Source organism: Mesorhizobium sp. M0563 (assembly GCF_040321065.1).
Classification (GTDB): Bacteria; Pseudomonadota; Alphaproteobacteria; order Rhizobiales; family Rhizobiaceae; genus Mesorhizobium.
In genome coordinates this window covers 132,622-156,618 of the sequence record NZ_JAMYQV010000008.1, presented here as the reverse complement: position 1 = coordinate 156,618, position 23,997 = coordinate 132,622, and the positions used below count along the sequence as shown (strand labels likewise).

Annotated in this window: 21 protein-coding genes; 8 read left to right on the top strand and 13 right to left on the bottom strand. The window is 63.0% G+C overall.

Annotated elements, in window-relative coordinates; translation table 11 throughout:
• Window positions 1–186 precede the first annotated feature (186 nt).
• A complete protein-coding gene (gene pdxR, locus NKI50_RS13435; protein WP_352467513.1) occupies window positions 187–1,680 on the bottom strand; it encodes a MocR-like pyridoxine biosynthesis transcription factor PdxR in 1,494 nt (497 codons plus the stop codon).
• Between the two features lie 255 nt (window positions 1,681–1,935).
• Between pdxR and pgi the strand changes: the two genes are divergently transcribed.
• Together pgi and NKI50_RS13425 are read left to right on the top strand one after the other, a co-directional pair.
• Window positions 1,936–3,582 carry a glucose-6-phosphate isomerase gene (pgi, locus tag NKI50_RS13430; protein WP_352493739.1) on the top strand — a complete coding sequence of 549 codons (1,647 nt, stop codon included), beginning with the start codon at window positions 1,936–1,938 and terminating at the stop codon, window positions 3,580–3,582.
• A 5-nt stretch (window positions 3,583–3,587) separates the two neighbouring features.
• A complete protein-coding gene (locus NKI50_RS13425) occupies window positions 3,588–4,310 on the top strand; it encodes an HAD family hydrolase (protein ID WP_023717885.1) in 723 nt (240 codons plus the stop codon).
• Here NKI50_RS13425 and NKI50_RS13420 read toward each other — a convergent pair.
• Together NKI50_RS13420 and NKI50_RS13415 are read right to left on the bottom strand one after the other, a co-directional pair.
• On the bottom strand, window positions 4,294–4,950 hold the full coding sequence (locus NKI50_RS13420) for a class I SAM-dependent methyltransferase (protein WP_084642516.1): 657 nt from the start codon (window positions 4,948–4,950) through the stop codon (window positions 4,294–4,296). The two genes, NKI50_RS13425 and NKI50_RS13420, sit on opposite strands and share 17 nt — an antisense overlap.
• 85 nt (window positions 4,951–5,035) lie before the next feature.
• The gene (locus NKI50_RS13415) at window positions 5,036–6,997 is read right to left on the bottom strand and encodes a long-chain fatty acid--CoA ligase (RefSeq protein WP_023717883.1); all 1,962 of its coding nucleotides are present in this window, start codon (window positions 6,995–6,997) and stop codon (window positions 5,036–5,038) included.
• Window positions 6,998–7,475: 478 nt separating this feature from the next.
• Here NKI50_RS13415 and NKI50_RS13410 point away from each other — a divergent pair, with 478 nt between their 5' ends.
• From NKI50_RS13410 to NKI50_RS13390, 5 genes are read left to right on the top strand one after another with little or no spacing between them, the layout of a single operon-like run.
• Window positions 7,476–9,068, top strand: coding sequence for an ABC transporter substrate-binding protein (locus NKI50_RS13410; protein ID WP_023717882.1), 1,593 nt, complete (start codon window positions 7,476–7,478; stop codon window positions 9,066–9,068).
• 58 nt (window positions 9,069–9,126) lie between these two features.
• A complete protein-coding gene (locus tag NKI50_RS13405) occupies window positions 9,127–10,134 on the top strand; it encodes an ABC transporter permease subunit (RefSeq protein WP_023676822.1) in 1,008 nt (335 codons plus the stop codon).
• Between the two features lies 1 nt (window position 10,135).
• Window positions 10,136–11,053 carry an ABC transporter permease subunit gene (locus NKI50_RS13400; protein WP_352716801.1) on the top strand — a complete coding sequence of 306 codons (918 nt, stop codon included), beginning with the start codon at window positions 10,136–10,138 and terminating at the stop codon, window positions 11,051–11,053.
• A gap of 4 nt (window positions 11,054–11,057) precedes the next feature.
• Window positions 11,058–11,933: an ABC transporter ATP-binding protein gene (locus NKI50_RS13395; protein ID WP_352493740.1), complete on the top strand. Its 876-nt coding sequence runs from the start codon at window positions 11,058–11,060 to the stop codon at window positions 11,931–11,933.
• A complete protein-coding gene (locus NKI50_RS13390; RefSeq protein WP_352716799.1) occupies window positions 11,930–12,760 on the top strand; it encodes a dipeptide ABC transporter ATP-binding protein in 831 nt (276 codons plus the stop codon). The genes NKI50_RS13395 and NKI50_RS13390 overlap by 4 nt, the downstream gene beginning before the upstream one ends.
• Window positions 12,761–12,782: 22 nt before the next feature.
• On the opposite strand, the gene NKI50_RS13385 is transcribed toward NKI50_RS13390, so the two are convergent.
• Window positions 12,783–13,703, bottom strand: a complete 921-nt coding sequence (locus tag NKI50_RS13385; RefSeq protein ID WP_023717878.1) for a LysR family transcriptional regulator — start codon at window positions 13,701–13,703, stop codon at window positions 12,783–12,785.
• A gap of 93 nt (window positions 13,704–13,796) precedes the next feature.
• On the opposite strand from NKI50_RS13385, the gene NKI50_RS13380 reads away from it, so the two are divergent.
• Complete coding sequence (locus tag NKI50_RS13380; protein WP_352716797.1) at window positions 13,797–14,669, top strand: NAD(P)H-dependent oxidoreductase; 873 nt, start codon at window positions 13,797–13,799, stop codon at window positions 14,667–14,669.
• Here NKI50_RS13380 and NKI50_RS13375 read toward each other — a convergent pair.
• The 9 genes from NKI50_RS13375 to NKI50_RS13335 all read right to left on the bottom strand — a co-directional run bounded on the left by NKI50_RS13375 (window position 14,600) and on the right by NKI50_RS13335 (window position 23,864).
• On the bottom strand, window positions 14,600–15,892 hold the full coding sequence (locus NKI50_RS13375) for a cysteine desulfurase-like protein (RefSeq protein WP_352716795.1): 1,293 nt from the start codon (window positions 15,890–15,892) through the stop codon (window positions 14,600–14,602). The genes NKI50_RS13380 and NKI50_RS13375 overlap by 70 nt on opposite strands.
• A gap of 30 nt (window positions 15,893–15,922) precedes the next feature.
• Window positions 15,923–16,597 carry an amino acid ABC transporter permease gene (locus tag NKI50_RS13370; RefSeq protein ID WP_023717875.1) on the bottom strand — a complete coding sequence of 225 codons (675 nt, stop codon included), beginning with the start codon at window positions 16,595–16,597 and terminating at the stop codon, window positions 15,923–15,925.
• 109 nt (window positions 16,598–16,706) lie between these two features.
• Complete coding sequence (locus tag NKI50_RS13365) at window positions 16,707–17,498, bottom strand: ABC transporter substrate-binding protein (protein WP_023717874.1); 792 nt, start codon at window positions 17,496–17,498, stop codon at window positions 16,707–16,709.
• A 177-nt stretch (window positions 17,499–17,675) separates the two neighbouring features.
• Window positions 17,676–18,071, bottom strand: coding sequence for a RidA family protein (locus NKI50_RS13360; protein WP_352483286.1), 396 nt, complete (start codon window positions 18,069–18,071; stop codon window positions 17,676–17,678).
• Window positions 18,072–18,146: 75 nt separating this feature from the next.
• Entirely contained in the window at window positions 18,147–19,295 is a 1,149-nt protein-coding gene (locus tag NKI50_RS13355; protein WP_352483285.1) for an acyl-CoA dehydrogenase family protein, read from the bottom strand.
• Between the two features lie 231 nt (window positions 19,296–19,526).
• Entirely contained in the window at window positions 19,527–20,339 is an 813-nt protein-coding gene (locus tag NKI50_RS13350; RefSeq protein WP_352716792.1) for an enoyl-CoA hydratase family protein, read from the bottom strand.
• Window positions 20,327–20,806 (bottom strand): MarR family winged helix-turn-helix transcriptional regulator, encoded by a 480-nt coding sequence (locus tag NKI50_RS13345; protein WP_352716789.1) that lies wholly within the window; start codon window positions 20,804–20,806, stop codon window positions 20,327–20,329. The genes NKI50_RS13350 and NKI50_RS13345 overlap by 13 nt, the downstream gene beginning before the upstream one ends.
• The gene (locus tag NKI50_RS13340) at window positions 20,800–21,573 is read right to left on the bottom strand and encodes an SDR family NAD(P)-dependent oxidoreductase (RefSeq protein ID WP_352716787.1); all 774 of its coding nucleotides are present in this window, start codon (window positions 21,571–21,573) and stop codon (window positions 20,800–20,802) included. Before NKI50_RS13340 ends, NKI50_RS13345 begins: the two co-directional genes overlap by 7 nt.
• Window positions 21,570–23,864 carry a bifunctional salicylyl-CoA 5-hydroxylase/oxidoreductase gene (locus NKI50_RS13335; protein WP_352493742.1) on the bottom strand — a complete coding sequence of 765 codons (2,295 nt, stop codon included), beginning with the start codon at window positions 23,862–23,864 and terminating at the stop codon, window positions 21,570–21,572. Before NKI50_RS13335 ends, NKI50_RS13340 begins: the two co-directional genes overlap by 4 nt.
• Window positions 23,865–23,997: the final 133 nt, after the last annotated feature.

Genomic DNA, 23,997 nt, shown 5'->3' with positions numbered 1-23,997 from the left:
TCCAACTTTAGCTGCGAAGCGGGCGCGGCGGTTGGTCCACCATCTGCCTGCTTCGTCCCCTATGTACTCCGACTATGCCGCCGGCATTGGCACAGCCTATGTGCCAGCCGGTCCCGTCGCATATGCCAAGGAGCTAAAGAACCGGAGTCGCGCTACATGCGCCAGGCTCCGGTCGGGGAAGGGAGATCAGGCCGCTGCCGGCCTGCGTCCAGCTGCCGTCGCCAGTTCGCGGATGCCGGGTTCGATGTGCTGCAACGCGATCGAGGAAATGCCCAAGCGCATGAAACGCGATGGCTTTTCGGTGCGGTCGAAGAAGCGGTCGCCAGGCTCGATGATGACGCTGCGCGAGGCCGCGGCCTCCGCCAGCCCACGCGAATCGGTGCCGCGCGGTCCCTCGAGCCAGAGCGACGTGCCGCCGGCCGAATCGGTCGAGCGCCACTCCGGCAGGAAGGCGGAAATCGCATGGACCAGACGCTTGCGCCTCTCGTCGAAGGCGCTCGACAGCCGCCGCACCAGCGCCTCGTGATGGCCGAGCGACAGGAACAATGCGACGGCGCGCTGGTTGTTTGCCGGCGGGTGGCGCAGCATGAAGCGGCGCAGCGCCCGAAGCTCGGAGATCAGCCCGGCCGAGGCGACGATGTAGCCGAGCCTGAGGCCGGGAGCCAGCGTCTTCGACATCGAGCCGACATAGACGACGCGGCCGGACCGATCGAGGCTCTTCAGCGCCTGCTGCGGCGCCTCGTCCAGGAGCTGGCTGTCATATCCGTCCTCGATGATGATCTGGTTGTAGCGGTTGGCGCGCGCCAAAAGATCCTGCCGCCGCTCTGCCGACAGCGGCACCATGGTCGGGCAATGGTGGCTGGGCGTGACGAAGACGAAGCCGGAATCATTGGGAATGGCCGAGGTTACGATGCCGGAGTGGTCGACCGGAACCGGCTGGATGTCGGCGCCGGCCAGCCGGAAGATCGAACGTGCATCGGGATAGCCCGGGTCCTCCATCGCCACCTTCGAGCCCTTGGTCATCAACAGCGTCGCCAGCATGTAAAGCGCGTTCTGCGCGCCCAGCGTCACGATGATCTCGTCCGGATTGGCGAAGATGCCGCGCCGCGGCAGCAGCCGTGCCTGGATCTGCTCGATCAGGAGGGGATCGTCGCGGTCGACCATGTCGGACGCCCAGTTGCGGATTTCGAGCACCGCCAGCGCCATGCGGTTGCACTCGCGCCATTCGGCGGTCGGGAACAGCGCCGGGTCGAACTGGCCATAGACGAAGGGGTAGGACGATTTGATCCAGTTGTCGTGCTTGGCCGGCGGTGGCATGTCGCTCGCCGCGATCTGCCGGCGGGCCTTCCAGTCGATCTCGTTGGCTTGGTCGGGCGCCTTCTGGTGCGGTTTGGCCGGCGTCGCCAGCACTTCGGGATTGACGAAGTGGCCGCGGCGCTCGCGCGCCACCAGGAAGCCCTGGTCGACCAGCTGCTGGAAGGCCAGCACCACGGTGCCACGCGCTACGCCGAGTTTTTCGGCGAGAATCCGGCAGGACGGAAGCGGCATGGAAGCCGCGATCTGCCGGTCGAGGATGGCGGCGACGATCGCCTGACGGATCTGCGCCTGCAGGGTCTGACCGGATTCCGCCGAAATCCGGAACAGGCCGGACCATATGGCCGTGTCGTTTCTCTGTGGCATGGGAGATGTTCCTCGATGGCCAGCTTTTTTCACTTGGCTGGACCAGTCGAATGTACCGGTGGCACAAGGTGTTGCGCCAATCAATTTTTCTGATCGCTGGGATTTATGCCAGTGATCCTTTGCGCCGGCCCACGCTGCTCTGCGGCATCGCTGCGCATTGAAACGGATGGAATTCGACCCGATAGTTTGCCGCGACGACACGCGCCGGAAACATCCGGCCTGATAAGATGCATCTCAAGAGACCGGAGCGAAGCAGTGGATCAATCGTCCTTTCAAAAGCAGCTCGACTTGTTGCGCGATCATCGTGCGGCCAAATCGGGCTCGATGCGCGAGGCTTTCGCTGCCGATCCGCAGCGCTTCGAGAAATTCTCCGCCAGCGACGGCGACCTGCTGCTCGACTGGTCGAAATGCGCGGTCGATGCGCGGACGATGGAGTTGCTGGAGAACCTAGCTGAGGCCGCCGACCTCGAAGGCCGGCGCGACGCGATGTTTGCTGGCAAGAAGATCAACGTCACCGAAGGCCGCGCCGTGCTGCATACCGCGCTGCGTAACCTTACCGGCAAAGGCATCGTGCTCGACGAGGGCCAGGACGTGAAGGCGGAAGTCCTCGGCGTACTCGACGCGATGGGCGCCTTCGCCGACGCGGTGCGTTCCGGTAAGGCGGCCGGCGCGACCGGCAAGAAGATCACCGACATCGTCAACATCGGCATCGGCGGCTCCGATCTCGGCCCGGCCATGGCGACCTTGGCGCTGGCGCCCTATCATGACGGGCCGCGCGCGCATTACGTGTCCAATATCGACGGTGCCCATATCCACGACACGTTGAAGGGTCTTTCCGCCGAAACCACCCTGTTCATCATCGCCTCCAAGACCTTCACCACGGTTGAGACGATGACCAATGCCGAGACGGCACGCAGATGGGTCGAGAAGGCGCTCGGCAAGGAAGCGGTCGGCAAGCATTTCGCCGCCGTCTCGACGGCGCTCGACCTGGTCGCCAAATTCGGCATCGCAGCCGACCGCGTCTTCGGCTTCTGGGACTGGGTCGGCGGCCGCTATTCCGTCTGGGGTGCGATCGGCCTGCCGGTGATGATCGCCATTGGCCCGAAGGATTTTCGCGCCTTTCTCGACGGCGCCCATGAGATGGACGAGCATTTCCGCACCGCGCCGCTGGCGAAGAACCTGCCGGCGCTGATGGGGCTGATCGGCTGGTGGCATCGCGTGATCTGCAAATATCCGGCTCGCGCCGTCATCCCCTACGATCAGCGTCTGTCCAGGCTGCCGGCCTATCTGCAGCAGCTCGACATGGAATCGAACGGCAAGAGCGTCACCCTGGATGGCGGCGCTGTAACGACGCCGACCGGCCCGCTGGTCTGGGGCGAGCCCGGCACCAACGGCCAGCACGCCTTCTTCCAGCTTCTGCATCAGGGCACCGATTTCATTCCGGTCGAATTCCTCGCCGCTGCCGTCGGCCACGAGCCGGAACTGAAGCATCACCACGACCTTCTGCTTGCCAATTGCCTGGCGCAGTCGGAAGCCTTCATGAAGGGCCGCACGCTGGAGGAAGCCCGCGCGCAGATGCTGGCGAAAGGCATGAAGCCCGCCGATGTCGACAGGATTGCTCCGCACCGCGTCTTCTCCGGCGACCGCCCCTCAGTGACGATCCTCTACAGGAAGCTCGACCCACATACATTCGGACGGCTGATTGCGCTTTACGAACATCGCGTCTTCGTCGAAGGCACGCTGTTCAACATCAACTCCTTCGACCAGTGGGGCGTCGAGCTCGGCAAGGAACTGGCGACCGGGCTGCTGCCCGTCGTTGAAGGCAAGGAGAATGCCGCAAAGCGGGATGCCTCGACTGCCGGACTGGTGGAATACATTCACCGCTTGCGCGGCCCGGAGTGAAAAGCTTGGCGGACATCAAGGGAATATTGTTCGACAAGGACGGCACGCTCGTGGATTTCAACGCGACATGGCTGGGCATCGCCGACTTCATGGCGATGGATGCGGCCGAAGGCGATCGCTGGAAGGCAGACAGGCTGCTTGCGGCGGCGGGCTTCGACTTCGCCACCAGGCGCTTCAAGCCGGATTCTATCTTTGCCTCCGGGACCAACATGGACGTCGTCGAACTGTGGTTTCCGCGGCTGTCCGACGAGGACCAGATGCTTGCCGTCGCCCGCTTCAATGCCATCACCTCGGCGCAAGGATCGGCGATGGCCGTGGCGCTGCCGGGTGTGGTCGAGACGCTTGGGCTGCTTCACAGAAAATCCTACCGGCTTGGCGTCGCCACCAACGACTCGACCAGCGGCGCGGAAAAGACCTTGGTCACGCTGGGCGTCGCGCAGCTTTTCGAAGCCGCCTATGGTTACGACGCGGTGGCCAATCCAAAACCGGCGCCGGATACGATCCTTGCCTTTTCGGATCTGACAGGGCTCAGGCCGGCGACGATCGCAATGGTCGGCGACAATCGTCACGATCTGGAGATGGCGCGCGCCGGCGGCTGCGGCCTGGCGATCGGCGTGCTGTCCGGCACCGGCACACGTGAATCGCTGTCACAGATCGCCGACGTCATCCTGGATTCGGTGGCTGATCTGCCCGATTTTCTTGCGGCCCGGGTCAGCGAGACGGTCTAGACTCGTAGTTATCTGGTCCGAACGAGAACACGCCGCTCGGTTTCATCGCCGCATTCCTGCCCTCGCCGACATCCGGCACCTCGTATTCGGCCAGCAGGCGAAGCCGCGAGCGCGGCAGATAGGCGCGGCCCGGATCGCCGATCAGCACGGCGATGCCGGCAGCAAGGCAGCGGTCGAGGAAGGGAACGACCCGGCCGGCAAGATCGCGGGCGTAAAACAGGTCGCCGACCACCACGATGTCCACCGGTGGCGGCGGACCGCCGGTGATGTCGTCGCCAACGATCATGATAGCGACGCCGTTCGCAGTCGCATTGAGGCTGAGCGCAACCACACCATTACGATCGATCTCGGCCGCGACGACCGCGCTGGCTCCGGCTTTCGCCGCAGCGATGCCGACGAGGCCCGAGCCGGCGCCGAGGTCGAGCACGCGACGCCCGGCCACGGTCTCCGGCCGGTCGATTATGTAGCGGGCAAGCACCGCGCCGCCGGCCCAGACATAGGCCCAGTACGGTGGCTCCGGTTCAGGTTCGTCTTCTTCGGTCCCATGTTGGTTCCATTCGAGAAGCCGCCTGAGGCCGCTTCCCGGATGGGCGGTGTAAAGCCGGATTTCGGGAAGCGCGGGCACGGGGGCGATCCGCATGTGCGCCCGGATGAACTCTGCCGGGTCTGGCCGCGAACCTATATCCACGGCGTTAGAGCCGACGATGCAATCGCTCAAGCTGCGCCTAGCCCCGCAACGCTCGTCGCAGGATCTTGCCGACCGGTGTCTTCGGCAGTTCGGTGCGGAACTCGATATATCTGGGGCGCTTGTAGCCGGTCAGGTTCTCGCGGCAATAAGCCGTCAGCATCTCGGCGGTCAGTGCCGGGTCCTTTTTGACGACGAACAGCTTTGGCACTTCACCCGAATGCTCGTCCGGCACGCCGATTGCCGCCACCTCGAGTACGCCCGGATGCTGCGCCACCACCTCCTCGAGTTCGTTCGGGTAGACGTTGAAGCCGGAAACCAGGATCATGTCCTTCTTGCGGTCGACGATCTTGGTGTAGCCGCGCTCGTCCATGAAGCCCATGTCGCCCGATTTGAAGAAGCCGTCCTCGGTCATCACCTTGGCGGTCTCGTCCGGCCGGTTCCAGTAGCCGGCCATCACCTGCGGTCCGCGGATGCAGATTTCGCCGACCTCGCCGAGCGGCAAATTGTTGCCATCGTCGTCGCGGATGGCGATCTCGGTCGAGGGCAGCGGCAGCCCGATCGTGCCGGTGTAGACTCCGTCGCTGAATTTGTTGGCGGTCGCCCCCGGCGAGGTTTCGGAGAGTCCGTAGGCCTCGCTGATCGGGCAGCCGGTCAGCGCCTTCCAGCGCTCTGCGATGCCCTTCTGCACTGCCATGCCGCCACCCAGCGTCAGGATCAGCGGCTTGAAGTCGAGCCTGCGAAAATCCTCATTATTGAGCAGCGCATTGAACAGCGTGTTGAGGCCAGGAAAGATGTGGATCGGGTATTTCTGCAGCTCCTTGACGAAGCCGGGAATGTCGCGCGGATTGGGGATGAGCACGTTCTGCGCGCCCTGCTGCATTCCCATCATCGCGTTCACTGTGAGCGCAAAGATATGATAGAGGGGCAGCGCGCAGAGGAAGTTCATATGCGCCGGTTTCGGCTTGACCGTGTAGGCGTCTTCGACCCAGAGCGCGTTCTGCGCGACGTTCGCCAAGACATTGCTGTGCAAAAGCATCGCGCCCTTGGAGATGCCGGTCGTACCGCCCGTATATTGCAGGAAGGCGATGTCGCCGGCCACGACCTCGGCGGATTTGAAGGTCACGCCGGCGCCGGCCTTCAATGCGGCGTTGAATTTGACATGGCCGGGCAGCGACCATGCCGGCACCATCTTCTTGACGCGGCGCACGACGAAGTTGACGATCGTTCCCTTGAGCCCGCCGAGCATGTCGCCCATCGTGGCGACCACGACATGCTTGACCGCGGTCCTGGCGATCACCGCCTGCAAGGTGCAGGCGAAATTTTCGAGGATGACAATGGCTTGAGCGCCGGAATCCTTGAGCTGGTGCTCAAGCTCGCGCGGCGTGTAGAGCGGATTGATGTTCACCACGACATAGCCGGCGCGAAGCACCGCCATCATCGCCACCGGATATTGCAGCACGTTCGGCATCATCAGCGCGACACGTGCACCCTTCTGCAACCCCTTTGATTGCAGATAGGCGCCAAACGCAGCCGACTGTCGCTCGAGATCGGCATAGGTGATCGATTTGCCCATGCAGACGAAGGCCGGCCGGTTCGCAAACTGCTTGCAGGCGGCGACGAGAAAGTCACCGATCGAGCTGGAGGGCAGGGCGCCGATCTCGGCCGGCACGATCTTTGGGTAACTCTGGAGCCACGGTTTTTCAGGCAGGCCGGCGGTCAGCGAGGTGATCGCCTTCGGCAATCTTCTGGCTGAAGCTGCCGCCTGTTTGGGCGCTGGCACTGCCTTCGCCGCCGGCTTGACGGTGGGGTACTTTGCGGCAGGCGCCGCCTTGCCGGCTGCCGGCTTGGCAGTCTTTCCAGCCGTGATCTTCGTCGCCGGCTTCGCACTTGCCTTCGCGGTAGTCTTCGGCTTGGCGGCGGCCGCTTTTGGCTTGACCGCTTTCGATATTGCCTCGGCCTTTGCTTTCGCCGCGGTTGTTGTCTTTGCCGGTTTCGCCACCTGTCGCTCCCTCAATCGTTCTTATTGTTCGGCACGCTTGAGTGCCACCGCCGCCCCTGACAAACAAAGGTATCCCACGCTTGCCGCAATGTCCGGAGCCTGGGGAATCCACCACGCTGTCCATCTATCTATGTATTGCCACTAGCAGCGGCCGTGCAAGCCTCGCCCACCTGGTAGTGCGGCAAGACTTGCCGTCAAAGCTCTCGGCCGCGACCGGTTTTCGGACGCGCATCTCTTGAACCGAACGGCTCGATTCCCCGAATTGGCGGCATCGCCGATCAACAAAAAATTGAAGTCGCTAATAATGTCGTGATCTGCGGATTTGGCTCGTTTTTTCCACAATTCGCCGCATGCCGGAATTTTTTTCTGCTTCCCGTGGGTTAGGCAAACAAGCAGTTCCAAAGCCAGAAAAACGGTGCTTATATGCGGCCTTCGCGAGCCTGATAGAGGGGCTTGGAAGAACATCAGGGAGTGCTCAATGAAAAAGAAACTGACTTTTGCAGCCGCGTTGCTGGCTGCAAGCGTCCTCGGCGGCATGGCCAATGCAAAACAACTGGTCTATTGCTCGGAGGCATCGCCGGCCGGCTTCGACCCGTCGCCATGGAGCGGCGGCAACGACTTCGACGCTTCGTCGCGCACCATCTATTCGCGCCTGGTCGAGTTCGAGCATGGCAAGACCACCATCTCGCCCGGCCTGGCGGAGAGCTGGACGGTTTCCGACGACGGTCTCGAATACACCTTCAAGCTTCGCCCGGGTGTGAAATTCCAGACGACGGATTATTTCACGCCCACGCGCGACCTCAACGCCGACGACGTGATCTTTTCCTTCGAACGCCAGTGGAAGAAAGAAAGCCCCTGGTACAGCTACCTGGAAGGCACCGGCTGGGAGTATTTCACCGGCATGGGCTTTCCCGATCTCCTGAAGGAAATCGTCAAGGTCGACGATCTGACGGTGAAGTTCGTGCTGAACAAGCCTGAAGTCGCCTTCCTGCCGGACCTCGGCATGGATTTCGCTTCGATCGTTTCCAAGGAATATGCCGACCAGCTCGACAAGGCCGGCACCAGGCAGCAGTTCACCCAGAAGCCGGTCGGCACTGGTCCGTTCCAATTTGTCGACTATCAGGTCGATGCGGTCGTACGCTATGCGGCATGGGACGGCTACTTTGGCGGCCGCCAGAAGATCGACGATCTGATCTTCGCCATCACGCCCGATCCGGCCGTGCGCGCGCAGAAGCTGAAGGCAGGCGAGTGCGATATCATGTCATACCCGGCGCCGGCCGACATTGCCGGGCTGCAGGGTGACGCGAACCTCAAAGTCGACGAGCAGGAAGGCCTGAACATCGGCTATCTCGCCTACAACACGACGCTGCCGCCCTTCGACAAAGTCGAGGTCCGCAAGGCCCTCAACATGGCGGTAAACAAGAAGGCGATCATCGACGCGGTCTATCAGGGCGCCGGCGCGCCGGCCATCAACCCGATCCCGCCGACCATGTGGTCCTATAACAAGGACATCAAGGACGATCCCTACGATCCGGAGGCGGCCAAGAAGATGCTGGCCGATGCAGGCGTCAAGGATCTGTCGATGAAGATCTGGGCTATGCCGGTCAGCCGCCCCTACAACCCGAACGCCCAGCGCGTCGCCGAGTTGATCCAGGCCGACTATGCCGCCGTCGGCGTCAAGGCGGAGATCGTCAGCTACGAATGGACGGAGTATCGCCAGCGCGGCAAAGCTAAGGATCGCGACGGCGCCTTCCAACTGGGCTGGACCGGTGACAATGGCGATCCGGACAACTTCTTTTTCCTGCTCGGTTGCGATGCCATCGGCCAGTCCAATTATGCGATCTGGTGCAACCAGGAATTCGAAGCCCTGCTGAAAAAAGGCAAGGCGACGACGGACGTGGCCGAGCGCACCAAGATCTACGAGGAAGCTCAGGTGGTGTTCAAGCGTGAGGCTCCGTGGCTGACCATCGCCCACTCCAAGGTCTTCATGCCGATGAACAAGAAGGTGTCGGGCTTCGTTATGGACCCGCTCGGCATTCATCGGTTTGACGGCGTCGACGTCACCGAATAAGTCCTGAGAAATTGAACGGCGGCGCTGGACTTCCTGCGCCGCCGTTCTATGAAGCAAGATGCTCCGTTATCTCCTCCACAAGCTCGCTTTGATCATCCCGACCGTGTTCGGCATATCGCTGGCGGCGTTCGCTTTCGTCCGGCTTCTGCCCGGCGATCCCATTCTGGCCCTGGCCGGCGAGCGCGGCGTCAGCCCCGAACGCTACGCCCAGCTCATCGAGCAGTTTGGCTACAACCGGCCTTATGTCATCCAGTACCTGGAATATATCGGCAGGGTCCTGACCGGCGATTTCGGCATATCGATTGCCACCAAGCGGCCAGTGCTCGGCGAATTCCAGGCGCTGTTTCCAGCCACGCTGGAACTGGCGACGGTGGCGTTGATCATCGCCGTCCTGCTCGGCATTCCTGCCGGTATCTTCGCGGCGGTCAAGCGCGGCTCGTGGTTCGACCAGGCGACGATGGGTGTCGCGCTGACCGGCTATTCGATGCCGATCTTCTGGTGGGGGTTGCTGCTCATCATCTTCTTCTCCGGTTATCTCGGCTGGACGCCGGTTTCCGGCCGCATCGGCCTGCAGTATTTCTTCAGGCCGACGACCGGGTTCATGCTCATCGACAGCCTGATCTCCGGCAGGAGCGGCGCTTTCAAATCCGCCGTCAGCCATTTGATCCTGCCGTCCATCGTGCTGGCGACGATCCCGCTTGCCGTCATAGCGCGCCAGACTCGCTCGGCGATGCTTGAGGTGCTGGGCGAGGACTATGTCCGCACCGCGCGCGCCAAGGGCCTGGCGCCGCGCCGTGTCATCGGGCTGCACGCTTTTCGCAACGCGCTGATTCCGGTGGTCACCACCATCGGACTGCAGGTCGGCACGTTGATGGCGGGCGCCATTCTTACCGAAACCATTTTTTCCTGGCCCGGCATCGGCAAATGGATGATCGACGCCATCGGCAAGCGCGACTATGTCGTCGTTCAGAGCGGATTGCTGATCATCGCGCTGATCGTCATGGCGGTGAACCTGATCGTCGACGTGCTCTACGCCGTCATCAATCCGCGCATCCGGGTGCAGTGAGATGACCGACGAATCCGCCGCCGAAGCCACCGCTGCCTCCATCCCGACAGGCGGCAGGCAACGCACCTTCGCCGAGTTCTGGCACTACTTCTCGATGAACACCGGCGCGGTCATCGGCCTTGTCGTGTTTTCGGCGTTGGTGCTGGTGGCGGTCTTTGCGCCGTTCGTCGCGCCGCATCCGCCCGACGAGCAGTTTCGCGATGCGCTGCTGGCGCCCCCTGCCTGGCAGCAAGGCGGCAAATCGATGTTCCTGCTCGGCACCGATGCGGTCGGCCGCGACATGCTTTCGCGGTTGATTTTCGGGGCGCGTTTCTCGCTGTTCATCGGCCTGGTGGTGGTCGTCTTCTCGCTCACCAGCGGCATCGTGCTTGGCGTGCTCGCCGGCTATTTCCGCGGCTGGGTCGACACGCTGATCATGCGCATCATGGATATTATCCTGGCCTTCCCGTCGCTGCTTCTGGCGCTGGTGCTGGTGGCGATCCTCGGCCCCGGGCTGTTCAACGCCATGCTGGCGATCGCGCTGGTGCTGCAGCCGCATTTTGCGCGTCTCACCCGCGCCGCCGTGATGGCCGAAAAGAACCGCGAATATGTCATCTCCGCCAAGGTGGCTGGTGCCGGTCATCTTCGCTTGATGGTGAGGACGATCTTGCCGAACTGCCTGGCACCGCTGATCGTGCAGGCCACCCTGTCCTTCTCCAACGCCATTCTCGAGGCTGCGGCGCTCGGCTTCCTCGGTGTCGGTGCGCAGCCGCCGACGCCGGAATGGGGCACGATGCTCGCCTCGGCGCGCGAGTTCATCCTGCGCGCGCCTTGGGTAGTGACCTTCCCCGGCCTTGCCATTCTGATCACTGTGCTTGCCATCAATCTGATCGGCGATGGTCTGCGCGATGCCTTCGATCCCAAGCTGAAGAGGTCATAATCCAATGCCTCTTCTCGAGATCAAGAACCTGACCGTTTCCTTCGACACCGCCGCTGGACCATTCATGGCGGTACAAGGCATCGACCTGTCGGTCGAACCGCGCGAGGTGTTGGCGATCGTCGGCGAATCCGGTTCCGGAAAATCAGTGGCAATGCTGGCAGTGATGGGGCTTTTGCCCAACACGGCGACGGTGAGGGCGGACCGCATGGCCTTCGACGGCATCGACCTGCTTAAGCTCGGCCCGTCCGAGCGGCGCAAGATTGTCGGCAAGGACATCTCGATGATCTTCCAGGAGCCGGTCGCCAGCCTCAACCCGTGCTTTACCGTCGGCTTCCAGATTGAGGAGGTGCTGCGCTTTCACATGGGCATGGACCGCGCCCAGCGCCGGGCACGCGCCATCGAACTGATGAAGTTGGTCGGCATCGCCGACCCTGAGGAACGGCTGGGCTCCTTCCCGCACCAGATGTCGGGCGGCCAGTGCCAGCGCGTCATGATCGCCATCGCCATCGCCTGCAATCCCAAGCTTTTGATCGCCGACGAGCCAACCACGGCCCTCGACGTCACCATCCAGAAGCAGATCCTCGATCTGCTGGTCGGCCTGCAGGCCAAATACGGCATGGGCCTGATCATGATCACCCACAATATGGGGGTGGTTGCCGAGACCGCCGACCGTGTCATCGTCCAATACAAGGGCCGCAAGATGGAAGAGGCCGACGTGCTGTCGCTGTTCGAATCCCCCAAGAGCAATTACACGCGCGCGCTCCTGTCGGCGCTGCCGGAAAACGCCGTCGGCGACCGGTTGCCTACTGTTTCCGACATGCTGTTCGAGCCGGCCCCATCTGTAGTCGCAGCCCGATCCGCGGGAGGAACCGCCACATGAGCGTGACGGTAGTCGAAGGCAAGAACATCGTGCGCGACTATCATGTCGGCGGCGGGCTTTTCCGCCCCTCCCGTACGGTTCACGCGGTCAAGGGTGTTTCGTTCAGCGTCGACAAGGGCAAGACGCTGGCCATCGTCGGCGAGAGCGGCTGCGGCAAGTCAACGCTCGCCCGCATCATCACCCTGATCGACCCGGCGACCTCCGGCGAGCTTTTCATCGACGGCAAGAAGGTAGACATCGCGAGGGACGGCCTGTCGAAGGAAATGCGCCGCAAGGTGCAGATTGTCTTCCAGAACCCCTATGGTTCGCTCAATCCACGCCAGAAGATCGGCGACGTGCTTGGCGAACCGCTGCTCATCAACACCGACAGCACGGCCGGCGAGCGGCGCGATCTCGCCATGAAGATGCTGAAAAAGGTCGGTCTCGGCCCCGAGCACTACAATCGCTACCCGCATATGTTTTCGGGCGGCCAGCGCCAGCGCATCGCCATTGCCCGCGCGCTGATGCTCAACCCCAGCCTCCTGGTGCTGGACGAGCCGGTCTCGGCACTTGATCTTTCGGTGCAGGCGCAGGTTCTGAACCTGCTCGCCGACCTCCAGGATGAGTTTCAACTGACCTATGTTTTCATCAGCCACGACCTGTCGGTGGTGCGCTATATCGCCGACGATGTGATGGTGATGTATTTCGGCGAAGCGGTCGAATACGGCTCGCGCGACGAGGTCTTCTCCGACCCCAAGCACAGCTATACCAGGACGCTGTTCGCGGCGACGCCGCGTGCCGACGTCGCCAGCATCAAGGCAAGATTGGCGAAAAAGAAGGCCGCCTGATCCGGCGAGGTTTGCCGGCCGGCTACCGCTTCTCGATCCCCGGAATGCCGGAGATCTGCTCGGCGAGAAAGTCGACCAGTAGCCGCACCCGGGCAATGCCCGCACGCTCCGGAACGATCAGCATGCTCAGCGGGACGGGAGGCGGAAAATAGCCCGGCAGGATAATTTCCAGCCGGCCGGCCGCCAGAAGATCGTCGACAAGCCAGTGGTGGGCGGGTGCGATACCGCGTCCGGCGACAAGGGCTTTGCGCGCAGCAAGCCCATGGTCGACCCGAAATCGGCCGCCAAAGGGCACCGCAAAGCGCTCGCCGCCCGGCCCCTGCAGGGCGAGCGTGTCGCTTCCCGCGATGTTCGACATCCGAATGCCTTCATGGCCAGGCAGATCCTGCGGGACAGCCGGTCTGCCCCGGGCCGCCAGATAGGCCGGCGCCGCCACCAGCAGACGCCGGGACTGACCGAGCGCCCGCAGCTTCATCGAGCTGTCGGTGAGCGGACCGAGGCGAAGCGCGATGTCGACGCCCTCCCGCACAAGGTCGATGCGCTCGTCGGTTAGGCTGAGATCGATGCCGATGTCGGGATAACGGTCCTGAAAGGCGAAGATCAGCCGGCTGACGTGCAAGACGCCGAGCGCCGCCGTGCAGGATATCCGGATCGTGCCAGCCGATGCGCCGCGCGTGCCTCGCGCCTCATCGCCGGCCTGCTCAACGAGGCGCAGGATCTGGACGCTGTCGGCATAGTAACGGCTGCCTTCATCGGTCATCGTGACACGCCGGGTGGTCCTGCTGAGCAAGGGCACGCCGACGGCCTCCTCGAGCTCCCGCAGATGCCGCGTGACCGTCGACTGACCAACTCCGAGCTCGCGCGCCACCGCCGAGAGGCTGCCGCGCTCGGCGACGCGAACGAAGGTGCGCATGCGCTCGAGGGTGACGTCCGATTTATCCATTATTCGGCATTATCTTATACATTTCCGACATATAGTGGATTAGCCGACGGCTGGCTACCTTTGGTGTCTATCGTCCTTCTTCGGAGTAGACCCATGAAAGTCCTGCTTGTTTTTGCTCATCCTGAACCGAATTCGCTCAACGGCGCACTGCGTGACGTCGCCATCAGGGAGCTCGAGACCCAAGGCCACGAGGTGCGGGTGTCTGACCTCTATGCCGATGGCTGGAAATCCGAGGTGGACCGTGCCGACTTTCCGTCGTGGCCGCCCGAAGCACGCTTCCTGCCGGCCGGCGCCTCCAAAAAAGCTTTTGCGAGCGGCACTCTGACCGATGACGTCAAAGCGGAGATCGACAAGCTGCTATGGGCCGACACCCTGATCCTCCAGTTTCCCCTGTGGTGGTACGCCATGCCGGCGATCCTCAAGGGCTGGGTCGATCGGGTGTATGCCTACGGCTTCGCCTATGGCGTCGGCGAGCACAGCGATAAGAGGTGGGGTGACCGCTTTGGCGAGGGAACGCTCGCCGGCAAGCGCGCGATGCTAATCGTTACCACCGGCGGCTGGGAGGAGCATTATTCCGCCCGCGGCGTCAACGGCCCGATCGACGACCTGCTGTTCCCGATCAACCACGGGATTCTATACTATCCGGGCTACGACGTGCTTCCGCCGTTCGTGGTCTACAGGGTGGACCGTTTCGGGGAGGCCGATTTCGAGCCTGTCGCGGAGCGACTGCGCGAAAGGATGCGGACGCTCGAGACAATCCAGCCCATTCCTTATCGGCAGCAGAATGGCGGCGATTACCTGATCCCAAGCATGCAGTTGCGCCCCGGCTTGGAGAACCCGGGTGCGACCGCCTTCGCCCTTCACGAGGATCGCGCCGGCGCCGCCGGCCAGCCCGATCAGGACAGCCGGGCAATGATGGTGCGAAGCGCCTCGCCGAAGCGCCGGACTTCCTCGATCGTATTGTAATGCACCAGCGAGGCGCGGACGGCGCCGCTGTCCATGCTGAGGTTGAGCCGCTTCATCAGGCGCGGCGCATACATGTGGCCGTCGCGAATGCCGATCTGCATCTCGGCCATCTCCTGGACGATCCTCTGCGGCGACAGCGTGCCGATGTTGAAGCAGAAGGTCGGCACGCGCTCGCGGAGGCGTGCCTCTTCGGCCACGCCGTAGATCGTCGCGCCGCAATCTTTGAGCACCGCCAGCATTTCGCGCGCCAGCACCTGCTCGTAATCGCGAATGGCATTCATACCGGCGACGATGTTGTCGCGGCGCGATCGGTTATTGGCTGGAGCGAAATTGCGGCCGATCGATTCGAGATAGCGCACCGCGGCATCCATGCCGGAGACGTTCTCGTAGATGAAGGTGCCGGCCTCGATCTTATAGGGCGGCTCGTCGGGAATGAAGTCCTCGCGGAAGGTCGGCAGACGCTTCAGCGTTTCGAAGCGGCCCCACAGGAAGCCCATATGCGGCGAGAAATTCTTGTAGCCGGAGCAGACCAGATAGTCGCAGTCCCATGCCTGCACATCGATCAGCCCGTGCGGGCCGTAATGCACGCAGTCGAGGAACACTTCGGCGCCTGCCGCATGCGCGATCCCAGCCACTGAAGCAACGTCGACGATCGAGCCGATCGAATGCGCCGTCACCGTGCAGGCCACGAGGCGGGTGCGCTCGGAGACCAGCGGGCGCAAATCGTCGACATGCAGATTGCCGTCCTCGCGCATCCGCCACCATTTGAACTTGGCGCCGGCGGGTGCCAGCGCCAGCCACGTCGCGATATTGGCATCGTGATCCATGTCGGTGATGACGATCTCGTCACGCTCCCCGTTTGGTCGCTCAGAAAGCATCTGGCCGATGCCGAGGCTGACCAGGCGGATGAACGAAGTGGCGTTCATGCCGAAACAGATCTCCGCCGGGTTGGTGGCGTTGATCAGCAAGGCCACGCTTTCGCGCGCGCCGGCGACGGCTTGATCGACGGTGACGCTGCGGCCGTAGCGGCCGCCGCGCTGCACATTATGCGCGACCAAATGGTTGGTGACCGCGTCGAGCACACTTTGCGGGATCTGCGCGCCGGCGGCATTGTCCATGAAGATGAAGTCGCCGGCCTGCTGCAAGGCGGGAAACATGGCGCGGATCGTCTCGACCGGGAAAGCTGCGGCATCGCCCGTTTTCGAAATCTGATGCTGGTTCAAGGTCGTCTCCTGCGAAGTGCGCTGACAGATTCAGCGGGTCTTTTCGGTTTGAAATCGGCGTTCAAGGAGGCTGACGAGACGGACCATCGGCCAGAGAAAGATGAGATAGACCAGCGCGGCGCCGATCAGCGGTGAGGGGTTGGCATAGAGCGATTGCGCGTTGGTCGCTTCCTTCAGCAGTTCGGGCAGCGCCACGGTGGAGGCGAGCGAGGTGTCCTTGAACATCGAAACGCAGTTGCTGGTCATCGGTGGAATGACGACGCGGATCGCCTGCGGCAGCACTACCTTGCGCAAGGTCAGCAAGAACGGCAGGCCGAGCGCCTGCGCCGCCTCGAACTGGCCGCGCGGAATGCTTTCTATGCCGGAGCGGAACACCTCGGCCGAATAGGCCGCCATGATGATGGCGAACGCCATCACCGCGGAAGTCCAAGACGACAGGCGTATGCCGAGAAACGGCAGCGCATAGTAGATCAGGATCAGCACGACCAGCACCGGCATCGCCCGGAAAATGTCGATGTAGCCGACAGCCAGCAGCCGAAGCGGCTTTGGCGCATAGAGCCGTACCAGGCTGATCGCGAGGCCGACGGGAATACCGATGCCGATGCTCATGATTCCGAGCAGCAGCGTGTTCAGGAAGCCGCGCAGCAGTGCCGGCAGGCTGGAGATCATGACGTCGGCGTTGAAGAAGGTGTCCAGCAGCGACATCGCAGCATTCCCGAAACGTTTGGCGTCCCGCGACGCTCGAGCCCGAGCCCGAAATCCGAAATCGTGCCGGCACCGAAAGCCGGCACGACATTTAAGCGCGAACTGCCGCTCAGGCCTTCGGCATAGGCATTTCCTTGACGGTCGAGGAATCGGCCGGTGCGTCGCTGCCGAACCATTTCTTGTGGATCGCGGCCAGCGTGCCATCCGTCTTCATCGCGGTCAGCGCGTCGTTCAGCTTGCCGAGCAACGGGTGGTCCTTGGTCATCATCAGGCCGTACTGCTCGCCGGTCTTGATGCGCTCTTTTACGGCGAGATCCTTCATCCTGGTGAAAGAATATTCCAGGCCCGGAATATCGCTGACCGCCGCATCGACGCGGCCGGAGCTGAGATCGAGCAGCAAATTCTGCTGCGTGTCGTAGCCCTTGACGTCACTGAACCCGTCCGCTTCCTGGTGCGCCTTGACCCAGGTTTCGCCGGTCGAGCCGGACAGCACGCCGACGATCTTGCCCTTGAGGTCGGCCTCGGCCTTGATTGGGCTATCGGCCTTCGCGGCGATGCCCATGTCGGAATCATAGTAGGGTTGCGTGAACGACTGCGACTTCAGCCGCTCCGGCGTGATGGTGATCGACGAAATGGCGACGTCGATGCGCTTAGAGGTGGTGGCGGCGAACAGCGCCTGGAAACCGAGGTCGGCGATGTCAGTGGTCATGCCGATACGCTTTGCCGCTTCGTTGATGATGTCGACTTCGAAACCCTCGAATGTACCGCTCTCGTTCTTGTATTCAAAAGGCGGATTGGTCGGATAGGCGCCGACATTCAGCGTGCCTTCGGCATAGGCCGGGCCGCCGGCGATGCCGATGGCGGCAGCAACAAGAAGCAGGTTGCGACGGGTGAAGTTCATTTTCGTTCCCTCTGGTTGTGATCGGACGGGTTGGCCCCGCACGGTTTTGATACGCCAAGTAACCGGACTGCCGGAAAGCCCTCCCGGCACGGCAGTCGTAAGACATCGGATGCTATCCAAAGTACCGCGCTTTTCAAGGCGAAAGTTTTAAGCTTAAAAAATTGCCGCGTGCTGCCATCAGTCCGGAATAACCGCCGTGGCCTGGATCTCAACCTTGGCGCGATCCTCGACCAACGCCATCACCTGCATGGCGGCCATCGCCGGAAAATGCCGGCCGATCACCTCGCGATAGACCTCGCCGATCCCCTTGAGATTGGCCAAATATTCCGCCTTGTCGGTAAAGTACCAGGTCATCGAGGTGATATGCTGCGGCTTGGCGCCGGCCTCGGCGAGCACGGCGACAATATTGGCCAGCGTCTGCTTCACCTGGCCGACAAGATCGTCGGTCTCGAAGCGGCCCTGCCCGTTCCAGCCGACCTGCCCGCCGACGAAGACAAGCTGCCCACGCGCGGCGACGCCATTGGCGTAGCCGACGGGTTTCGCCCAGCCTTCCGGCTGCAGGATGGTGTGCATATCAAAGCCTCCCAATGCTCAAATCCGGTCGCTCAAAACTCAAAGACAATCAATTCTTCCACACAAACTCCGGTCTCAGGCCGCTCCCATCACTTGCCGTGCAATCACCACCTTCTGCACGTCCGACGCTCCCTCGTAGATGCGCAGTGCCCGGATCTCGCGATACAGTCTTTCGACGATATGGCCCCTGCGGACGCCGTCGCCGCCATGCAGCTGCACAGCCCTGTCGATCACCTCCTGCGCCTTGTCGGTGGCGAACAGCTTGGCCATCGCCGCTTCGCGGGTGACACGGGCGGTCCCCATGTCCTTGGTCCAGGCGGCGCGGTAGACCAACAAGGCGGCGGCATCGACATCCAGCGCCATCTCGGCGATGTGGCCCTGCACCATCTGCAGCTCGGCCATCGCTGCACCGAACAGCCTGCGCTCGGCCACTCTTTTGATGCTTTCGTCCAGCGCGCGCCGGGCAAAGCCGAGCGCAGCTGCCCCGACCGTCGAACGGAACACGTCGAGCACCGACATGGCGATGCGAAAACCATCACCGGGTTTGCCGATCAGCGCCGAGGCTGGAACGCGGGCATTGTCGAAAGACAGCCGGGCGAGCGGGTGCGGCGCGATCACCTCCAGCCGCTCGGCGATGGTCAGGCCCTTTGTCTCGGCCGGCACGATGAACGCCGAAAGCCCCTTGGCACCGGGCGCTTCGCCAGTACGGACAAAGACAACATAAAAGTCAGCGATACCGCCGTTGGAGATCCAGGTTTTTTCGCCGGATAGGATATAGCTATCGCCGTCACGCGTGGCCGTCATTTCCATATTGGCAACGTCCGAGCCCGAACGCGCCTCCGACAGTGCGAAAGCCGAAATCGCCTTGCCGGCCCGTGTCTTCCCCAGCCAGTGCTGCTGGTCTGGCGTGCCGAACAGGCTGAGCGCGCCGGTGCCGAGCCCTTGCATGGCGAAGGCGAAATCGGCCAGCCCGTCATGCCGGGCCAGCGTTTCGCGCGTGAGGCACAATGTGCGCACGTCGAGTGCTGCAGGGTTTTCGGTGTCGAGCGCTGTCGGTTTCAGCCAGCCATCCCGGCCGAGCTTGGCCACCAGCTCGCGGCAGGCTGCGTCGACATCGTCATGCGCGACCGGCAGGTTCTTGGCGCACCATGCCTCCAGCCGCTCTGCCAACTCGCGGTGATGGTCCTCGAAAAACGGCCAGGTGAGGAAGGAACGGTCAGGCATTTCTGCCTCCACAGTTCTCCGGCGCTGGCGCTCCACGGCGCCCCCCTCTGTCCTGCCGGACATCTCCCCCTCTAGGGGGGAGATTGGCGGCTTCGCTGCCACTGCTCTCCCGGCGATGTTGGAGATTGGCGAAAGCGGGCCTGACATCCAATCTCCCCCCTTGAGGGGGAGATGGCCGGCAGGCCAGAGGGGGGTGCTGTCTTGCCAGCGTGCCCATGGAAGCGATCATCCTCAATCCCCCTCGAACACCGGCTTCTCCTTGGCGACGAAAGCCTTGTAGGCCCGTTCGAAATCGCGGGTCTGCATGCTGATCGCCTGCGCCTGCGCTTCCGCCTCGATAGCCTGGTCGAGGCCCATCGACCACTCCTGGTTCAGCTGCGTCTTGGTCATGCCATGGGCGAAGGTTGGGCCGGAAACGATGCGCGCGGCCATGTCGAGCGCGTCGGCCTCGAGCGTTGCGGCATCGACCAGCCGATTGTAGAAGCCCCAGCGCTCGCCTTCCTCGGCGCTCATCGTGCGGCCGGTATAGAGCAGTTCGGCGGCGCGACCCTGGCCAATGATGCGCGGCAGGATCGCGCAGGCGCCCATGTCGCAGCCGGCAAGGCCGACGCGGCTGAACAGGAAAGCCGTTTTTGCCTGTGGCGTGGCGATGCGGATGTCGGAGGCCATGGCGATAATCGCGCCGGCGCCGACCGCCACGCCGTCGACCGCCGCAATAATCGGCTTGCCGCAATTCAGCATCGCCTTGACGAAATCGCCGGTCATGCGAGTGAAGGCGAGCAGCGCCTTCATGTCCATCTTGACCAGTGGGCCGATGATTTCGTGGACATCGCCGCCCGAGCAGAAATTGCCGCCATTGGGAAGGAACACCACCGCATCGACGTCGTCGGCATAGACGAGATCGCGAAAAGTGTCGCGCAATTCGGCATAGCTGTCGAAGGTCAGCGGGTTCTTGCGCTCCGGCCGGTCAAGCCGGATCTTTGCGATTTTGCCTTCAACCTGCCAGAGGAAATGCTTCGGCTTGCGGCCGGCTATCTTTGCCATTCCCGTCCCTCCCAATTGCTGCGGAAGGAGGTCAGCATGCCGGTCAGCCGGCGCGCCTCGTCCTCGCTCACATTGCCCAGCAATTCGCCGACCCATTTTTCATGCGCGGCGGCGATCACGGCGAAAGTCTTCGATCCCTCTTCCGTCAGCCGTACCATCGAGGTGCGGCGGTCGCCATTGCGTCGGGCTCGCATCACCAGCCCTTCCGAGACCAGCCGGTCGATGATGCCCGTGACATTGCCGTTGGACACTAGCAGGAAGCGCGACAGGTCGCTCATCAGCATGCCCTCGGGCGCCCTGTAGAGCGCGGCCATCACGTCGAAGCGTGGCAGCGTTGTGTTGAATTCTTGCCGCAAGCGTTCGCGCAGCTCGGCCTCGATGGTGCGCGAGGCGCGCAGCAAGCGTATCCACAGCCGCAGGCGGTCCTTGCCGGGTCCGGACGGGGCGGGCAGGGGACCGGCTACCATGTCTCACCTCCGGAGATCGAAATCGTTTGTCCGGTGATCGACCCGGCGGCGTCGCTACACAGATAGAGCACGGCGGCTGCAATTTCCTCTGGCTGGATGAAGCGGCCTTGCGGGTTGGTCTCGGCAAGGCTTGTCCGCGCCTGCTCGGCCGAGCGGCCGGTCGTTTCGAGGATGCGCCGAACGGCGCCTTCCAGCATTTCGGTTTCGACGAAACCCGGGCACACCGCATTTACGGTCACGCCGGACTTCGCGGTCTCGACGGCGAGTGCCCGCATCAGACCGACGACGCCATGCTTGGCTGCGACATAAGCTGCAACATAGGGATAGCCTTTCAGTCCGGCGGTGGAAGCGATGAAGATGATACGGCCCGTCTTGCGCGCGGCCATGCCGGCCAGCGCCGGCTTCACCGTCAGGAACACACCGGTCAAGTTGACGTCGAGCGTGCGCTGCCAGTCTGCCAGCGAGGTCCGCTGCGCCGAGGCGCTGCCGGACATGCCGGCATTGGCAACGACGACGTCTAACGGTCCGCGTGCCGCTTCCGCGTCCTCGTAGAGCGACGCCATCGATGCCTCGTCGGTGACGTCGGCGGCAATGGCGAAGATGCGCTTGTTCTGAGCGGCGACCTCGGCAAGCGGCTCCACGCGCCGGCCACAGATGGTCACATCGATGCCTGCGCCGGCCAGCGCCAGCGCGATCGCCCGGCCGACGCCGGAGCCGCCGCCGGTGACCAGCGCATGTCGCCCTGAAATCGCTGCGGCGGAACTCATACTTTCAACCCCGCCGCCGCTTCGCGCTCGGCCAGCCGGTAGAGTTGGTCGCGGCCGGGCAGATAGGGATCCGGCCATTTGACGCCGCGATCGCCAAGCGTGACCGCCGCATGCAGCGTCCAGTAGGGATCGGCAAGATGCGGCCTTGCCAGTGCGACGAGGTCGGCGCGGCCGGCCATCAGGATCGAGTTGACATGGTCCGGCTCGTAGATATTGCCGACCGCCATGGTCGCCATGCCGACTTCGTTGCGGATGCGGTCGGAAAATGGCGTCTGGAACATGCGGCCATAGACCGGTCTTGCCACGGCCGAAGTCTGGCCGGCCGACACGTCGCAGATGTCGACTCCGGCTTCATGCAGCTGCCGCGCGATCTCGACCGCATCGGCCGGCGTCACGCCCTCGATGCCGAGCCAGTCATTGGCGGAGATGCGCATCGAGATCGGCTTTTCAGCCGGCCATACGGCGCGCACCGCATGAAAGATTTCCAAGGGATAGCGCATGCGGTTTTCCAACGAGCCGCCATAGGAGTCGGTGCGCCGGTTGGTCAAGGGTGTGATGAAGGAGGACAGGAGATAGCCGTGCGCGGCGTGGATTTCGAGCATGTCGAAGCCGCAGCGCGCCGCCATCTCGGCCGAAGCGACGAACTGCTCGCGCACCGTATCCATGTCGGCGCGGTCCATCGCCTTCGGCACCTGGTTCTGCGGCGACCACGGCACGGAAGATGCCGCCATGACGGGCCAATTGCCCGAGGTCAGCGGCACGTCGGTTCCCTGCCAGCCGAGCCGGGTCGATCCCTTGGCGCCGGAATGGCCGATCTGCGCACAGATTTTGGCTTCGGTTTCGGCATGGACGAACTCGACCAGCCGCTTCCAGGCGACCTCATGCTCGGGCGCATAGAAACCGGGGCAGCCTGGCGTGATGCGGCCTTCCGGGCTGACACAGGTCATCTCGATGTAGAGGAGAGCGGCACCGCCCTTGGCCCGTTCGGCATAGTGGGCGAAATGCCAGTCGGTCGGACAGCCGTCGACCGCCTTGTACTGCGCCATCGGCGAGACGACGATACGGTTCTGCAGCGCCATGTCGCGCAGCCGGAACGGCGCAAACATCGGCGCGCGACGCAGACTGTTGCCGCCGGCACCGGCCTGACGTTGGAACCATTCCTCGGCGCCGGCCAGCCATTCGGCATCGCGCAGCCGCAAATTCTCGTGACTGATGCGCTGCGAACGTGTCAGCAGCGAATAATTGAACTGCACCGGATCGAGGCCGAGATAGCGCTCGACCTCCTCGAACCATTCGAGCGAATTGCGTGCCGCCGACTGCAGCTTCAGCACTTCGGTGCGGCGGGCGTCCTCATATTTGCGGAAGGCTGCCTCGAGGTCCGGCTCGGACTCGACATAATCGGCCAGCGCCACCGCGCTTTCCAGCGCCAGCTTGGTGCCGGACCCGATCGAGAAATGCGCGCTCGCCGCCGCGTCGCCCATCAGCGCCAGGTTCTTGTAGGACCAGCGTTCGCACAAGACGCGCGGGAAATTGATCCAGGCCGAGCCGCGGATATGATTGGCATTGGTCATCAGCGCGTGGCCGCCGAGATGGCGGGCAAAGATGCGCTCGCAGACGGCAATCGATTCCTGCTGAGACATCGCGCCGAAGCCGAAGCGTTGCCAGGTCTGCTCGCTGCATTCGACGATGAAGGTCGCGGTATCGCTGTCGAACTGGTAGGCATGCGCCCAGACCCAGCCATGTTCGGTTTTCTCGAAGATGAAGGTGAAGGCGTCGTCGAATTTCTGACGGGTGCCGAGCCAGACGAACTTGCATTTGCGGACATCGATATCGGGCTTGAACACGTCGACGAAGGCGCCCCGCGCTTTCGAGTTCAGCCCATCGGCGGCGACGACCAGATCGTGCGTCTCCATATATGGCTTGGGATCGGCGATGTCGGTCTCGAAGACCAGCTTGACGCCGAGTTCGCGCGCCCGCCGCTGCAGCAGCGTGAGCAGCCGCTTGCGGCCGATGCCGCAAAACCCGTGACCGGTCGAGACCGTGCGCACGCCGTCATGGATAACGGCGATATCGTCCCAATAGGCAAAATGCTTGCGGATCCAGACGGCGCTGACCGGGTCGTTCCTGGTCAGGTTCTCCAGCGTTTCGGCCGACAGCACGACGCCCCAGCCGAACGTATCGTCGGCACGGTTGCGCTCGAACACCGTCACCTCATGCGCCGCATCCCGGAGCTTCATCGAGATGGCAAAGTAGAGGCCGGCTGGTCCGCCGCCGAGAACCGCAACTTTCATCGTGCGATCTCCTCTTCGCTTCTGTTTGTCGAGTTTACGCCTGAGGAAAATTAATTCAAGCTTGAAGTTTCAAGATTGAAACAATCCGCCCCGGATAACTCGCCTTGCCAGCAGTCGGCTCCGCAGGCTAGGG

Coding starts and splice junctions, on each gene's coding strand:
- NKI50_RS13420 (WP_084642516.1), bottom strand. CDS start 4,950: ATGCGGATCGCCCCCGTGCCCGCGCTTCCCGAAATCCGGCTTTACACC.
- pdxR (WP_352467513.1), bottom strand. CDS start 1,680: ATGCCACAGAGAAACGACACGGCCATATGGTCCGGCCTGTTCCGGATT.
- NKI50_RS13405 (WP_023676822.1), top strand. CDS start 9,127: ATGCTCCGTTATCTCCTCCACAAGCTCGCTTTGATCATCCCGACCGTG.
- NKI50_RS13350 (WP_352716792.1), bottom strand. CDS start 20,339: ATGGCAAAGATAGCCGGCCGCAAGCCGAAGCATTTCCTCTGGCAGGTT.
- NKI50_RS13340 (WP_352716787.1), bottom strand. CDS start 21,573: ATGAGTTCCGCCGCAGCGATTTCAGGGCGACATGCGCTGGTCACCGGC.
- NKI50_RS13360 (WP_352483286.1), bottom strand. CDS start 18,071: ATGCACACCATCCTGCAGCCGGAAGGCTGGGCGAAACCCGTCGGCTAC.
- NKI50_RS13385 (WP_023717878.1), bottom strand. CDS start 13,703: ATGGATAAATCGGACGTCACCCTCGAGCGCATGCGCACCTTCGTTCGC.
- NKI50_RS13345 (WP_352716789.1), bottom strand. CDS start 20,806: ATGGTAGCCGGTCCCCTGCCCGCCCCGTCCGGACCCGGCAAGGACCGC.
- NKI50_RS13335 (WP_352493742.1), bottom strand. CDS start 23,864: ATGAAAGTTGCGGTTCTCGGCGGCGGACCAGCCGGCCTCTACTTTGCC.
- NKI50_RS13365 (WP_023717874.1), bottom strand. CDS start 17,498: ATGAACTTCACCCGTCGCAACCTGCTTCTTGTTGCTGCCGCCATCGGC.
- NKI50_RS13380 (WP_352716797.1), top strand. CDS start 13,797: ATGAAAGTCCTGCTTGTTTTTGCTCATCCTGAACCGAATTCGCTCAAC.
- NKI50_RS13395 (WP_352493740.1), top strand. CDS start 11,058: ATGCCTCTTCTCGAGATCAAGAACCTGACCGTTTCCTTCGACACCGCC.
- NKI50_RS13390 (WP_352716799.1), top strand. CDS start 11,930: ATGAGCGTGACGGTAGTCGAAGGCAAGAACATCGTGCGCGACTATCAT.
- NKI50_RS13355 (WP_352483285.1), bottom strand. CDS start 19,295: ATGCCTGACCGTTCCTTCCTCACCTGGCCGTTTTTCGAGGACCATCAC.
- NKI50_RS13400 (WP_352716801.1), top strand. CDS start 10,136: ATGACCGACGAATCCGCCGCCGAAGCCACCGCTGCCTCCATCCCGACA.
- NKI50_RS13410 (WP_023717882.1), top strand. CDS start 7,476: ATGAAAAAGAAACTGACTTTTGCAGCCGCGTTGCTGGCTGCAAGCGTC.
- NKI50_RS13370 (WP_023717875.1), bottom strand. CDS start 16,597: ATGTCGCTGCTGGACACCTTCTTCAACGCCGACGTCATGATCTCCAGC.